This window comes from Leucobacter sp. NPDC077196 (assembly GCF_040687075.1).
GTDB lineage: Bacteria > Actinomycetota > Actinomycetes > Actinomycetales > Microbacteriaceae > Leucobacter.
On record NZ_JBFBML010000008.1, the window covers coordinates 12372 to 25113 of the forward strand.

Here is a 12742-nt window from a genome sequence, read left to right on the forward strand (position 1 = left end):
GGATGAACCTTATGACGCACGCTCCACATATCGCTCTGATCGAACTGCAGGAAAGGCTGAACAAGCGCATGGCTATCGAGTACGCAGAACACCCGTTCTCCGAGTTGCCGTCGGACGAACAACGAGAGGTCTTGGCGAGGATGGCACGAGAGCGCCAAGAGCGGTGGGAGGCGACGATGCGCGCGGCCGGCCGCAGCGCGCAGCGCACCCCCGACGCGTCCGCTCGTCGCTACGCCGACATGGCTCGCCCCACCGGTGACGGGTGCATCCCGCTCATGCACGGGTGAGGTCCGATGTACTCTGCCGTGGCGATGTGTTCGCCCCCGCAGCGCTACGGCAGCGCGGCGCGAACTGCCGCCTCGTGCGGCATACCTGTCACGCGAAGGAGATCGACGCAGAGGGTGCGGACAGCAATGAGGAGCACGCGTTCTGATGTTTCCGTCTGAGAACGCAACTGCGCGCTGACCTCTGCGGCGAGCGCAAGCAGGTCACGCCGAACGTGCAGACCCACCGCTTCTGCATCAGCACTCGTACCGGTTTCGCCGCGAGCCACGGGCGCACCTTCAATGCCGCCGGCCCACTCGCCGACCTCGCGCACAGCGTCCGCCAACCGGTCAAGCGGCACCGATACCCGTGCGGCGCCGAGCGTTTCAGTACGGCGCAAGCCGCGGGCCGCACGCGCAAGCCACACTGCTGTCGCGGTCGTAGCGAGCCACTCGTCCCGCATCAGTGCGGCTCGACGTAGGGTGCTGGCGACGCGACGGGCGCGCCGACCGAATCGCACGCTTTCGCGGGCCTGCCGATACGCGTCGCCGAGTGCGTCTGCGTGTCGCGCGGCGTGCACCGCCTCGCGGACCGGAACATCGGGGTCGCCCACTCCGTCTGCCAGACCACGATGAACGTCGTCGAGCACGTGCGCGAGATCATCCGTGGCCGCGAGAACGGCGCTGCGCAGCGTCACCTCGGGCCGAAACAGTGCGGGCACCGCGACGCTGATTGCCACCACGCCGCCGATGAGCGCATCGCCCAGGCGGAGCATGGGCGGAGCCTGTGTCACCGGAGTGAGGATCATCGTGACCACTCCAGCGACGGCTGCCTGATTCGTGAACAACGATGTGGGCCTGAGCATGGCTGCCGCTCCCATTCCCAGCAGCACCGTGATCGCCAAAGCGGCGCCGACCGGCAGGGCGAGCAGAGAGACGAGCTCTCCCGCCAGAACCCCGACCAGCACCCCTCCCGCCACTTCGATGGAGCGGCGAAACCGCTCGCCGCCGCTCAATCCCACAATGATCACCGCTGCGATGGGTGCGAAGAAGGCGTTGTGAGCTCCGAACACGGCAGCGGCAAGCAAGTACGCCAGTGCTGCAGCGACGGCCGCGAGCAGCACCGATGCTCCGTATCGAAACAGCCGCTCCACCGCCCCATTCCAGAGGCCGCGCGCTCCCCTCACCGCCCCGTCACCGATCCTCAGTCTCCGACCGAATAACCGGGCATCACGGTCGTCGCCAATGCCGATTGCCGCGTGTCGACTCGTGTGAGCTGCGCCACGATCGGCTCGTCGCTCGTCACCACGAGACCGTAGGGAACGCCGAGCGGAATCGCATGCGGATCGATCAGGTCGTTGATTCGCACGTGAAACACGCGCCGTGGCTCGACCACCACACGAAACGGAAGCGACGGATCAGCGTCTTCGAAGTACACGATCATCTCGAGCTCGGCACGGCGCCCGCCCGTGTTCAGCAGGCACAACTCATCACGGCTCGTGAACTCGGGCTCGACCCCCGTCGACGTTCGCGGGATGTTGCCGCCCGAGAACACCCACGTGGTCTTGCCCAGTGCCGTCATAGGCCGGCACCCCCGTCTTCTCCGTCGAAGAGAGTGCGCAAGTAGTCGTTCATGAAGACCGCATCGGGATCGAGGCGGCGGCGAATCTCGTGAAACGCGTCCCACTCCGGGTACATCGTGCGCAGACTCGCGGCCGACTGCGAGTGCTTCTTCCCCCAGTGCGGGCGCCCGCCATACTCGAGGAAAAGGGGCTCCAGATCGTCAAAGTACGGTGCGTACTCGAGGTTGTGGTTCTGAAGCAGCGCGATCGTCATTGTGGGCCCTCCGTTGCAGTTGCTCAACATCGCGTTGTCCGGCGCGATACTGCGCACGAGCACGCGCCACCCGACGTAGTGCCGATGCCGATCCAAGATGCGTTGTCGCACCTGCTCGAAGATCTCCATGCCGCGCTCGAGCGGAAACATGTATTCCATCTCTTCGAATCGCAGGTCCCGCGCGTTGGTGATGATCTGGTGACTCTGGCCCGTTTCACGCTCTTTGACCTCTCGCACGGGAGCCAGCAACTCGACCGCCTCGTCGGGGCGATCCATGATCCTCAGTTTGACCTCGTCGCGACGCGGATACCAGTAGAAATCCACGTGCCGGTGGCGATTCAGCAACTCGGTGAAGTGGTCGATCGTCCAGTCGGCGCCCGCGATGACATTGCGCCGGTGCAGCTGATATCGGTCGAGCACTCGCAGGGTCAGTGAACTGAACATGCCGAGTGAGCCGAGTGCAACTTGGGCTGCGCGTGTCAGGTCGTCCGTACCGTCGGTACCCGCTTCGGTGCCGAACGGGACCACCTCACCGGTGCCGATGACGAGTCGGCCTCCGACCAGTGTCGACGACATGTTGCCGAGCGTGCGCCCGGTGCCGTGGGTGCCGGTGCTCACAGCTCCCGCTACGGTTTGATAGGCCACGTCGCCGAGATTCTCCATCCCGAGGCCATGATCCGCCAATATCTCGCCTGCTGCTTCGAGCGGGGTTCCCGGGAGCAACGACGCGGTCATCGAGTGCGTGCTGGCCTCGCGGAGGCCGCTGAGGTGCTCGAAATCGACGAGCACATCGCTCGTCTGCACGAGCGGCACGGAGGAGTGCCCAGAACCGACAGGCCGCACGGTGCGCCCATTGGCCCTGGCGTCGTCGACGATGGCCCGCAGGTCGCTCTCAGTGCTCGGTCGTGCGCGCCGGTCGTGCTCGAAGCTGAGACTGCCCGACCAGTTGCGAAATCTCTCACCCATCGACCCGGCTCCGCTCCGCAAAGCGGGTGAATCCTCCGAACTGCTGCACCGCGGTGGTTGCCGCCGCAGAGGCACGGCGACCGAGCTCTCTCGGCGGCTCGGCGCGGAGAAGACCCGTGACGAGGCCGGCGACATAGGCGTCGCCCGCGCCAGTGCGGTCGACTACGGGCTCATCGCCGAATGGGAAGAAGTGCGAGTCGCCCTCCCACGCCACCAAGTCTCCCGATCCCGAAACGGTCAGGGAGACGATTGAGGGGCCACGGTTCAGCAGGTCGGCGGCTGCCCGTTCAGCATCGCTCACGCTCGAGATCGAGTGCCCGGCGAGCATCTCGGCTTCCTCGCCGTTGGCGCGGACGATATCCGCGCGGGTGAGCAGTCGCTCCGCGAGTTCGCTGTCGACGGCGCCGTCGAATCCCCCATCGAGCACGACAACGGCTCCGGGAGCGAGTTCGGCAGCTCGCGTGAGCACCGCGACCGGCTGCCGCAGCTGGAGCACCACCACGCGCGCCTCTCCGAGCACCATTGCTGCGCTGCGAACATCCTCCTCCCGCACGGAGGCCTCGGGGGAAACCTGCTCCAGGATGCGGCGCTCAGCCGAGTCGTCGACGAGGTCGACGAGCAGCGACGTCTCGCCGCGCCGCGCCACACATGCGGTATCGATGCCGAGGTCGAGTGCGTCCTCGAGCACCGCCTCGCCCGCGCGATCGACCCCGAGAACAGCGATCAGGGACACAGAGCACTCGGGATTCAATTGCCGAATGCCGGCTGCGATGTTCGCGCCCTTCCCGCCGAGTCGCTCCATCGTGCGCTCGATGGGCGCCGACGCATTCGCCTCGGGCAGGCTCGTCATGCCGATTGCGAGATCCCTTCCAGCGGAACCGACCACGACCACGCGTTGCGACTTCCCAGCGACCATACGGAAGATCGTAGAGCGCACGCGTGCGCCGCAACACGGGGTTGCCGCGGCCCGTGGGCGGAGGTAGGCGGGCTCCCCCGCTACGCTGAAGTGACGAGCAAGAGGCCTGGGGGTGGCGCGTGAACGGGGATCAGCACTCGACCGTCTCGGTCGTGATCCCAGTGAAAGACGATGCCGTACTGCTGCAGCGCTGTCTCCGTGCGCTCGCGCAGCAGACCCGTGCACCAGACGAGATCATCGTCGTCGACAACGACTCCGGCGACGATTCCGCTCGCGTCGCCCGCGCTGCCGGGGCGACCGTCGTCCGCTGCACAACTCCGGGTATTCCGGCGGCGAGCGCGACCGGCTACGACGCCGCGCAGAGCCGCTACGTGATGCGACTCGACGCGGACTGCGTGCCCGACCCGGCGTGGATCGCGGCGTTCGGCGAGACGCTCGACACCCGGCCCGAAGTCGCCGTAGTGACGGGGAGCGCCCACTTCATCGACGGACCGAAGCCGCTGCGCCGTATCGCGGCCGCGGTCTATCTCGGCGTGTATGTCGCGGCGACGGCACCCGCGCTCGGACACACTCCGGTGTTCGGCTCGAATCTCGGTTTCCGCCGCACGGCCTGGCTCGCCGTGCGCGACGAGGTGCATCTGAATCACAACATCCACGACGACCTCGACCTCGCCTTCCACTTCGGCGAGCGGCATCGCATTCGTCGCGTTCGCGCCGCGGTCATGGGCATGTCGATGCGGCCGCTCACGTCGGCACGCGGGTTCGCTCGGCGCACGGCCTGGGGGTTTCGAACGGTGTTCGTGCACTGGCCGGCCGATTTTCCGTCGGTGCGCTGGATCCGCCTCGCGTTGCGTCGGGTGCTGCATCTCGCGGGCGTGCCGACCCCGACTGCAGCACGATCACGGCGGAGGCCTGTATGAACACCGTGGAGCCCGGCGTGAACCCTGAAGAGGCAGCGGCGGCAGCGCCCGCGCCGGTCTCCTCAGATTCCCCCCTGCTCGTGATGACCGCCAATATCCGCCGCCGCCTGGGATGCTGGGCCTGGCGACGGTCCGACCGCTGGCATCTTCGGCGAGCCCGCCTTCGGGCGCAGTTGCGCACCGTCCCGCCGCACGTGCTCGGTGTGCAAGAAGCGCTGCCAAGCCAAGCCCGGTGGGTGCACGAGTCGCTCGGCGAGCGATACAGCTTCGTCGGACATGGTCGCAACGCGGATGGCAGCGGTGAGGGCTGCCCCGTGTTCTATGACGCCTCCCGGCTCGAACTGCTCGATTGGCGACAGACCGCGCTCTCCGATACGCCGAACCGCGCGGGCTCCCGCAGCTGGGGCAACCTGTTCCCGCGCATCGCCGTGACGGCACGCTTTCGAGACCGCCGCACGCGTGCCGCGTTTCGCATCATCAACACGCACCTCGACCCCCTGAGTGCGCACTCTCGGCTGCGCTCGCTCGCGCACCTGCGCGACACGATCACCGCGGAATCGGGCCCCGCGATCCTGACCGGTGATTTCAACACCGGCCCGGGCTCGCCCGCCCTCACCTCACTGCTCGACGATGGCGCCCTCCGAGACTCCTGGCGCAGCGCGCGCGAGCGGCTCACCCCCGAGTACGCCACGTACGCGAACTACCGAGCACCGCGCCCCGGTCGTCGACTCGACTGGATCGTGGCGACGCCAGATATTGGGGTGGATCGCGTGGGGATACTCGCCGAACCCGTTCTGGGCGGATGGCCGTCGGATCATCTCCCCGTGCTCGCCCAGATGCGCCTCCCGAGAGGCACTCCCACAGCATGAAAGCGAACTTCTTACGCGCCCCGCAGGGCGTCGCCGAGTACCTCGCCGATGCGCTGCGCATCATCGGTCTGCTCGGCGTCGTGTTCGCCGCGATCGGGCTCGAGCCCACGGATGCCGGCATTCTGGCGCTCACCCTCCCGGCGCTCGTCGCGCCGCGCTTTCTCGGGGCGCGGGCGGCATTCGACATCCCGTTCTCGGTCATCGTGCTGCTCGCCGCATGGAGCAACGTCATCGATCTCTACCGCACCGTCGATGGCTGGGACATCGTGATGCACATCGTCTGCATGGGCGTGCTCGTGCCGATCGCGTACCTGCTGCTCGCGCACTGGAGCATCGTGCCGGCCACGTCGTCTCCGACGTTTCGCAAGCGCGTGCCGATCGTGCTCTACCCCGTGCTCGGGCTGGCGCTCGGCGCGGTGTGGGAGATGATCGAGTGGGCAGGATTCGTCTTCGTCAGCGACGACATCTTCGTGGAGTACCACGACACGATCAGCGACATGGCCGTCGGGGCACTCGGCGCGCTCGCCGCGGGCATCGTGCTCGCGGGGGTGCGCCTCGCTCGGGACTGATCGAGGCGCACCCCCGCACGACGCGTCACTCCTCCGACAGCACCGCCATGCGCTGTGTGAACGTCATGCGATCGCGCACCACGCGCTCCGGGTCCCAATCGGCACCGGGAGTCGACGCAATGAGGAGTTGCGTATAGGGGTGCTGCGGGGTGTCGAGCACTCGCTCGGTTGCGCCCTGCTCCACGATCGCCCCGCGAAACAGCACGAGCGTGCGCTGGCACAGCTGCTGCACCACGGCGAGATCGTGGCTCACGAAGAGGTAGCTGACCCCGGAATCCCGCTGAATCTCGGCCAGCAGGTCGAGCACCTGAGCCTGGACCGAGACGTCGAGAGCGGAGACCGCCTCATCGAGTACGACCAGTTTCGGCTGGACGGCGAGCGCGCGGGCGATCGCCGCACGCTGGCGCTGACCGCCCGAGAGTTCATGCGGCTTCGCGGCCGCATGCCGTTCGCTCAACCGCACCTGATCGAGGAGCCGCAGCGCCTCGGCACGCGCGGCGGCCGTCGACGCTGAGCGGCCGTGCAGCCGGAGCGTGCGCTGCAGCATCTCACCGATCGGCAGCCGCCGATCCAGCGACCCGTTCGGATCCTGGAAGACCATCTGCACCGCCCGTGCTCGACGCAGGCGCGCGGCTCGGCCGCGAGCGGGGGTGAGGCAGTCGAGACCCTCGATGGTGGCCGTGCCGGAATCGGCGCGTTCCAGCCCCACGAGAATCCGCGCGATCGTCGACTTGCCCGATCCCGACTCGCCCACGAGCCCCACCGCTTCTCCGGCGCCGATGCTGAACGAGACCCGGTTCACGGCCGTCACGCCCTCGGTGCGGCGGGCCATGCGGAATACCCGATGCAGGGCATCGACTTCGACGAGACTCATGAGCGCCCCTTCCGAGCGAGAGCGGGCGCAGACTCGATGAGCGTGCGCGTGTACGGGTGCGATGCAGCGTCGAAGAGACCGGGACGCTGCAGCGTTTCGACGATCTCTCCGCGCTGCAGCACGTGGATCCGGTCGCAGATCGCTCCTGCGAGATGCAGGTCGTGCGTGATGAAGAGCATGCCGAGCCCGCGTTCGCGGATCTGGCGCTGGAACATCGCGATGATCTCGGCCTGCGTCGTTACATCGAGCGCGCTCGTTGCCTCGTCGGCGAGGATGAGCTTGGGGTCCGTGCTCAGCGCCCCCGCGATGACGACGCGCTGCAGCATGCCGCCCGAGAGTTCGTGCGGGTACTGCCGCATCCGACGTTCAGGGTGCGTGAGTCCCACCTCGGTGAGTAGCGTCAGGATGCGCTCGTCGGCTTCGGCCCGACGCATCCCGTGCACCTTGACCAGTCGCTCGGCGAGCGAATCCCCGATGCGGCGCACCGGGTTGAGCGCCGCTCGCGGATCCTGCTGCACGAGCGCCACCGATGAGGCCCGCACTCGGCGTTGCTCCGTCGCATCCGCCTGCACCATGTCGACGCCGTCCAGCAGAATGCGGCCGGAGATCTCCGCCTCGTCGCCGTAGAGCCGGAGCGCGGCGCGTACCGTCGTCGACTTGCCCGACCCGGATTCGCCGACGAGGCCGATGAGCTCGCCGGGTGCTACGTCCACGTCGATGCCGGTGAGAATATGAGCTGGAGTGTCGCCCGCGACGAACGAGAGGTGCAGCTGTTCGATTTCCAAGAGCATGCGGCTCACCCTTTCGCGAGCAGTCGGTCGGCGACGCGCACGCCGATGATGTTGACGGCGATCACCACGAGGGCGATGGCGGCGCCGGGAATGAGCGTGGGCAGAAAGTGCCCCTGGATGATGCCCGCCTGCCCTTCTTGGACCATCAGCCCCCACTCGGAGCTGGGCGGCTGCGCACCGAATCCGAGGAAGCTGAGCGTCGCGAGGCTCATGAGCGCTTCCCCGAAGAGCACGACGAGGTACCCGACGAGCGCTGGGAGCAGATTCGGCACGATGGCGCGGAGGCAGATGCCGAGCCCGCCGATGCCCTGCACCCGGTAGGCGTCGACGTACGGGCGCGCGATCTCGCTCAGGGCGAGGCTGCGAGTGTACTTCGCGATCACAGGAGCGTACGCGAGGGCGAGGGCGACGATCGCCGTCACCGGCCCTTTGCCGAAGACGGCAATGACCAGCACGACGAAGAGCAAGCCGGGGAAGGCGAACATGACATCGGTGATGCGGGCGAGGAGCGTGTCGACCCAGCCGCCCCGCCACGCGGCGACGACGCCGATGGTGACGCCGAGCACCGTGGCCAGCACCAAGAGGAGTACTGGCCCGATGAGCGTCTCGCCGGCCCCGATGAGCAGACGGGAGAACAGGTCGCGCCCGAGTTGGTCGGTGCCGAGCAGATGACCGCCGCCTGGCCCGGCCCAGATCGCGGCGAAGTCGATCTCGTCGGCGTCGTAGGGAGCGAGTACGGGGCCGAGCAGTGCGGCCCCTGTCACGAGCGCGAGAAAAGCTGCGGAGACCCACGTGCCGAGCGCAGTGCTGCGCCGGCGTTTGCTCTGGAGTCGCGGAAGGATCAGTGCGGTCATGCGGACACCGCCGTTCGGTTGATGCGAGGGTCGAGCACGGGCAGCAGCAGGTCGACGACCGTCGTCACGACCATGTACGCGATGACCATGAAGAGCAGCACGGACTGCACGACCGGGAAGTCGTGGGTGTTGATCGCGTCGACGAGCAGCGAGCCGACGCCTGAGATGCCGAAGACGGTCTCCACCGCGACCGTGCCCGCGATCATGCTGGCGATGACGAGCGCGACCATCGTGATGATCGGCCCCCACGAGCCGCGCAGCACGTGGTCTCGCACAACGAAGCGCTCCGCGAGTCCCGTCGCCCGTGCGGCCTCGACGTGCTCCGACGAGAACTGCTCGATCATCGACTGGCGGGTGACGCGGCTCACGATGGCGAGTGCGCCGATCGCGAGCGTGAGGGCGGGCAGCGTGAGCGCCCAGACGCGTTCGGCACCGCCCGATCCCGCTCCCGCGACCGGGAACCAGCGCAGTTGCACGGCGAAGAGCGCCACCAGCGCGATGCCGAGCACGAACGATGGGATGCTCGCGGCGAGGGTCGTACCGCCGACGATCGCGGTATCGGTGGGCTTTCCGCGGCGCACCGCGGCGAGCACGCCGAGCCCGATACCGCCGATGGCGAACAGGATCGACGCGTACGCGACGAGCGAGAGCGTGATCGGCACGCGTGCGGCGAGGATGTCGCCGACCGGCTGGTGGTATTGGAACGAGCGGCCGAAGTCGCCGGTGACGACGCCCGACGCCCAGTGCCAGTACTGCGCGAGCAGCGGCTCGTCGAGGTGGTACTGCGCGCGAACGCTCGCGATGCGTTCGGGTGTGAGGTTCTCAGGATTGCCGATGAGGAAGGTGACGGGATCGCCCGGCGCCGCGTACATCGCGGCGAAGATGATGAAGGAGGCGATCACGAGGGTCAGCAGCATGCCGCCGACCCGTCGCAGGGCGCGGACCATCGGGATCAGCCCTCCGCCGTTCCGAGGTCGGCGGCCCACGGGTAGTAGATGAAGGCCGCCGAGGACGGCACTCCGGTCACCGCGTCCGACATGACCAGCGTGGACGGCGTGGCGACGACCGGAATCCAGACGGCGTTCTCGACCCATCGTTGCTGCAGGTCGATGGTGAGCTCGGCGCGCTCGGTATCGTCGGTAGCGGCGTACGCCTCGTCGACGATCCGGTCGTACTCGGGATCCTGGAAGACGCCGAAGTTCACGCTCGCATCCGACTTCCCGTTCTTGTAGAAGCCGAGCGGGTCGTTCTTCGAGATGTAGTACTCGTCGGGCCAGAGATCTGCTTGACCTCGGAGTTCCGCGTCGGAGTAGAAGTCGCCGTACTGCGCCTGCGGCACCACGAGGATCTCCGCCTCGAGCCCAATGCCCTTCGCAGCGGCGACCAGAGCGTTGGCGATCACGTTATGCGATGACGACCCGTTCGATGCGACGACGAGCTGTTCACCTGTGACACCGGCGTCGGCGATGAGCTGCCCGGCCTGCGCGAGATCGTCTTCGCTGGGTGTGGCGGGCGCTCCGTCGAGCTCGTCGAACGCGGCTTCGAACGCCTCGACCTCGTAGCCCCAGGCACCTGCACCCACCGGCGTCTTCCACGGTTGCGCCAGCCCGCTGAATGCCGCGGCTGCGACACCTTCGCGGTCGAGGGCGAGGGAGAGGGCGCGTCGCACATCGGTGTCGGTCAGGATCCCTCGATCCGTCGTCTCGAGCACCCACGCGTTCGTCGAGGGCCCCTGGAAGACTGAAACGTCGGCGCTCTGCGCGAAGGCAGCAGCCGATCCGGCGTTCTCCAGATACGCGCCCTGCGCTTCTCCTGCCGTGAGGCTGTTGGCGATCGCCGATTCGTCTGCCCAGCGGAAGACGACCTGTTCGGCGCTCGCATCGATGTCGGTGTTCCAGTATCCGTCGAACTTCTCGATCGTAAGCTGGGATCCCGGCTCCCACGCGGTGATCTGGTACGGGCCGCTGCACGCCGAAGCGGAGCCGGGCCCGCCGAAGTCGTCGCCCTCGGCTTCGATCACCCGGGGGTTCCACACGATTCCGCCGTCGCCTGCCATCGCTTGCAGGAAGATGGCGTCGGGCTGCGTCATCGTCACCGTGATCTGATCGTCACCGGTCTGGTCCATCGAGACGACGTTCTGATATTCGTCCGATTCCGCGGCGCCCTCTGCGGCATGGCGCTGCATGCTCCAGAGAACGTCACCCGTCGAGACCGGGCTCCCGTCGTGGAACGTCGCGTCCTGTCGGATCGTGAACACGACGTGCGTCTCATCGACCCACTCGGCTTCGGACGCGATGCCGTTGCCGAGCGTCAGATCGGGCTGCACCTGCATGAGCCGGTCGCAGACATTCGCGAGCACGGTGTCGTCGGCGGTGGTGGCATCGATGTCGGAATCCATGGTGGTGGGCTCGCTGCCCAGCATCCAGGTGACGGAATCGATCGGGCCCGCTGCGGCGGGCGTCATGTCGCCGAAAGGCGCTTCGAGCGGAGCCGATTCAGCGGAGGATCCGCCCGAGCCCGAGCATCCGGTCAGCGCGAGCGCGGCGGCCGCGCTCAGCCCGAGGGCCACGCGGGCTCCCGTCTGCAGTGATTTCTTCATTGAAATGTCTCCTTCTCAGCTTCAGTGCTGGTCTACAGCGATGTGTTGCGTGCGGAATTCGGGGATCTCGTCGTGCTCCGAGCCACCGGGCCCGTCGTACAGGTTCCAGGGGAGCAGTTCGTACTCGGTCTCGCACGGGAAGCCGGGCGCCACACGGTACTCGCCGGTGGTGAGGTCGACGCAACTCGACAGCAGCGTCGACCACTGCTTCAGGCCCGGGGAGTTCGAGTCGGGGTGCGTGCAGACTCCCTCTGGGAATCCGAGGTGATCCGACATCGCCGTGCGCACGAGTGCCAGGCTCTCGTCGGCGTCCCGCGCCGCGGCCACTCGATCGAGCCCCGCTCTCACGCGCGGCAGGCGCAGCAGTGAATCCGCAGAAACGGGCCGGTAGTGCCCGGCGAGCTGGGGCGGCACCGAGGCCTGGAAATGGTTGGTGTGCGCGATCACGCCCTGCGCGTCGGGGAAGATCCAGTCGACGCCGTGCGGCGTGGTCTCGAGGTCGATCCCGTATCCGCTCCGGTGCGCGAGCAGGGCGTTGCTCGCGATGTGGGGGCGCGTCTTCACCAGTGTCTTCAAAGCGCCTGCGAGGTCGTGCCGGTCGAGCACGAGGCGGCGGATGATCGTCTGCGGCAGACCGATCTCACTGCCGAAACTGCCACCGAGACCGTTGGCGTTCAATGCGATCCCTGCGGAGTTCGCACCGTGCCGACCGACTTGGCCGGCTTCGAGCTGCATGACGACGGTGGGCAAGGGATCCTGCACGATGCGGAGCACGAGGGTGGTGCCAGCGGTCAGGGTGCGCCAGTCCCAGTTCTGGCCGACGAGTGTGTGCCCGGTTCCACTCGCCTGACCGGTGAGGAAGAACGATGTGCAGCCGTCAACGGCGTCACGCTCGTCTTCGGCCGCTGCGGCATCCGCGCTGCGCGCCTGGTAGTTGTAGACGAACTCGCCGCGCACATTGAGCGTCACGATCTCGAGGAACGAGACGCCCGCTCCTTCCGCGATGCCGCGCATCTCCTCGACCAGGTGGGGCGCCAGCCGCTCCGATACCGGCAACCACTGAGCCGCAGACTCGGTGATCTCGGCCCAGGACATTCCGGTCTGCTGCGTGAGTGCTTCCGAGTAGTAGCCAATGGCTGCTGCGATGAGGTCACTCGCGCCCGCACCGTACTGACGTCCACGTTCACGCGGCGTCCCGCTCACCTCGAGCACTCGAATGCCGGTTGCTGCGCCCATCCTGACCCCTTATCCGATCACCGTTCTCCGGCGATCCCGCTTGCGCTCT

14 protein-coding genes are annotated in these 12742 nt (G+C 67.5%); 4 read left to right on the forward strand and 10 right to left on the reverse strand.

Features of this window, described 5'->3' with window-relative positions; translation table 11 throughout:
- Positions 1 to 11 precede the first annotated feature (11 nt).
- Positions 12 to 287, forward strand: coding sequence for a hypothetical protein (locus AB0O71_RS09550; RefSeq protein WP_363744661.1), 276 nt, complete (start codon positions 12 to 14; stop codon positions 285 to 287).
- 44 nt (positions 288 to 331) lie between these two features.
- On the opposite strand, the gene AB0O71_RS09555 is transcribed toward AB0O71_RS09550, so the two are convergent.
- From AB0O71_RS09555 to AB0O71_RS09570, 4 genes are read right to left on the reverse strand one after another with little or no spacing between them, the layout of a single operon-like run.
- A complete protein-coding gene (locus tag AB0O71_RS09555; protein WP_363744663.1) occupies positions 332 to 1417 on the reverse strand; it encodes an FUSC family protein in 1086 nt (361 codons plus the stop codon).
- 50 nt (positions 1418 to 1467) lie between these two features.
- Complete coding sequence (locus AB0O71_RS09560; protein WP_363744665.1) at positions 1468 to 1845, reverse strand: sensory rhodopsin transducer; 378 nt, start codon at positions 1843 to 1845, stop codon at positions 1468 to 1470.
- The gene (locus AB0O71_RS09565) at positions 1842 to 3065 is read right to left on the reverse strand and encodes a D-arabinono-1,4-lactone oxidase (RefSeq protein ID WP_363744667.1); all 1224 of its coding nucleotides are present in this window, start codon (positions 3063 to 3065) and stop codon (positions 1842 to 1844) included. Before AB0O71_RS09565 ends, AB0O71_RS09560 begins: the two co-directional genes overlap by 4 nt.
- Positions 3058 to 3981, reverse strand: a complete 924-nt coding sequence (locus AB0O71_RS09570; RefSeq protein ID WP_363744669.1) for a PfkB family carbohydrate kinase — start codon at positions 3979 to 3981, stop codon at positions 3058 to 3060. Before AB0O71_RS09570 ends, AB0O71_RS09565 begins: the two co-directional genes overlap by 8 nt.
- A 119-nt stretch (positions 3982 to 4100) precedes the next feature.
- Here AB0O71_RS09570 and AB0O71_RS09575 point away from each other — a divergent pair, with 119 nt between their 5' ends.
- Genes AB0O71_RS09575 through AB0O71_RS09585 form a run of 3 tightly spaced genes read left to right on the forward strand, consistent with a single transcriptional unit; the run spans position 4101 to position 6339 of the window.
- A complete protein-coding gene (locus AB0O71_RS09575) occupies positions 4101 to 4901 on the forward strand; it encodes a glycosyltransferase family 2 protein (protein ID WP_363744671.1) in 801 nt (266 codons plus the stop codon).
- A complete protein-coding gene (locus AB0O71_RS09580; protein WP_363744673.1) occupies positions 4898 to 5770 on the forward strand; it encodes an endonuclease/exonuclease/phosphatase family protein in 873 nt (290 codons plus the stop codon). Before AB0O71_RS09575 ends, AB0O71_RS09580 begins: the two co-directional genes overlap by 4 nt.
- Complete coding sequence (locus AB0O71_RS09585; RefSeq protein ID WP_363744675.1) at positions 5767 to 6339, forward strand: hypothetical protein; 573 nt, start codon at positions 5767 to 5769, stop codon at positions 6337 to 6339. The genes AB0O71_RS09580 and AB0O71_RS09585 overlap by 4 nt, the downstream gene beginning before the upstream one ends.
- 25 nt (positions 6340 to 6364) lie before the next feature.
- Here AB0O71_RS09585 and AB0O71_RS09590 read toward each other — a convergent pair whose 3' ends face one another.
- From AB0O71_RS09590 to AB0O71_RS09615, 6 genes are read right to left on the reverse strand one after another with little or no spacing between them, the layout of a single operon-like run.
- Positions 6365 to 7213 carry an ATP-binding cassette domain-containing protein gene (locus AB0O71_RS09590; protein ID WP_363744677.1) on the reverse strand — a complete coding sequence of 283 codons (849 nt, stop codon included), beginning with the start codon at positions 7211 to 7213 and terminating at the stop codon, positions 6365 to 6367.
- Positions 7210 to 8004 (reverse strand): ABC transporter ATP-binding protein, encoded by a 795-nt coding sequence (locus AB0O71_RS09595; RefSeq protein WP_363744680.1) that lies wholly within the window; start codon positions 8002 to 8004, stop codon positions 7210 to 7212. Before AB0O71_RS09595 ends, AB0O71_RS09590 begins: the two co-directional genes overlap by 4 nt.
- A gap of 5 nt (positions 8005 to 8009) precedes the next feature.
- The gene (locus tag AB0O71_RS09600; RefSeq protein WP_090146305.1) at positions 8010 to 8858 is read right to left on the reverse strand and encodes an ABC transporter permease; all 849 of its coding nucleotides are present in this window, start codon (positions 8856 to 8858) and stop codon (positions 8010 to 8012) included.
- Positions 8855 to 9805, reverse strand: a complete 951-nt coding sequence (locus AB0O71_RS09605; RefSeq protein WP_363744682.1) for an ABC transporter permease — start codon at positions 9803 to 9805, stop codon at positions 8855 to 8857. Before AB0O71_RS09605 ends, AB0O71_RS09600 begins: the two co-directional genes overlap by 4 nt.
- Positions 9806 to 9810: 5 nt before the next feature.
- Positions 9811 to 11457 carry an ABC transporter substrate-binding protein gene (locus AB0O71_RS09610; protein WP_363744684.1) on the reverse strand — a complete coding sequence of 549 codons (1647 nt, stop codon included), beginning with the start codon at positions 11455 to 11457 and terminating at the stop codon, positions 9811 to 9813.
- 21 nt (positions 11458 to 11478) lie between these two features.
- A complete protein-coding gene (locus AB0O71_RS09615) occupies positions 11479 to 12693 on the reverse strand; it encodes a C45 family peptidase (protein ID WP_363744686.1) in 1215 nt (404 codons plus the stop codon).
- Positions 12694 to 12742 lie beyond the last annotated feature (49 nt).

What these genes read in the sequence shown, in the direction of transcription:
- AB0O71_RS09600 (WP_090146305.1), bottom strand. Translation starts at nt 8,858, where the DNA reads ATGACCGCACTGATCCTTCCGCGACTCCAGAGCAAACGCCGGCGCAGC.
- AB0O71_RS09615 (WP_363744686.1), bottom strand. Translation starts at nt 12,693, where the DNA reads ATGGGCGCAGCAACCGGCATTCGAGTGCTCGAGGTGAGCGGGACGCCG.
- AB0O71_RS09580 (WP_363744673.1), top strand. Translation starts at nt 4,898, where the DNA reads ATGAACACCGTGGAGCCCGGCGTGAACCCTGAAGAGGCAGCGGCGGCA.
- AB0O71_RS09595 (WP_363744680.1), bottom strand. Translation starts at nt 8,004, where the DNA reads ATGCTCTTGGAAATCGAACAGCTGCACCTCTCGTTCGTCGCGGGCGAC.
- AB0O71_RS09610 (WP_363744684.1), bottom strand. Translation starts at nt 11,457, where the DNA reads ATGAAGAAATCACTGCAGACGGGAGCCCGCGTGGCCCTCGGGCTGAGC.
- AB0O71_RS09570 (WP_363744669.1), bottom strand. Translation starts at nt 3,981, where the DNA reads ATGGTCGCTGGGAAGTCGCAACGCGTGGTCGTGGTCGGTTCCGCTGGA.
- AB0O71_RS09550 (WP_363744661.1), top strand. Translation starts at nt 12, where the DNA reads ATGACGCACGCTCCACATATCGCTCTGATCGAACTGCAGGAAAGGCTG.
- AB0O71_RS09605 (WP_363744682.1), bottom strand. Translation starts at nt 9,805, where the DNA reads ATGGTCCGCGCCCTGCGACGGGTCGGCGGCATGCTGCTGACCCTCGTG.
- AB0O71_RS09560 (WP_363744665.1), bottom strand. Translation starts at nt 1,845, where the DNA reads ATGACGGCACTGGGCAAGACCACGTGGGTGTTCTCGGGCGGCAACATC.
- AB0O71_RS09585 (WP_363744675.1), top strand. Translation starts at nt 5,767, where the DNA reads ATGAAAGCGAACTTCTTACGCGCCCCGCAGGGCGTCGCCGAGTACCTC.
- AB0O71_RS09565 (WP_363744667.1), bottom strand. Translation starts at nt 3,065, where the DNA reads ATGGGTGAGAGATTTCGCAACTGGTCGGGCAGTCTCAGCTTCGAGCAC.
- AB0O71_RS09590 (WP_363744677.1), bottom strand. Translation starts at nt 7,213, where the DNA reads ATGAGTCTCGTCGAAGTCGATGCCCTGCATCGGGTATTCCGCATGGCC.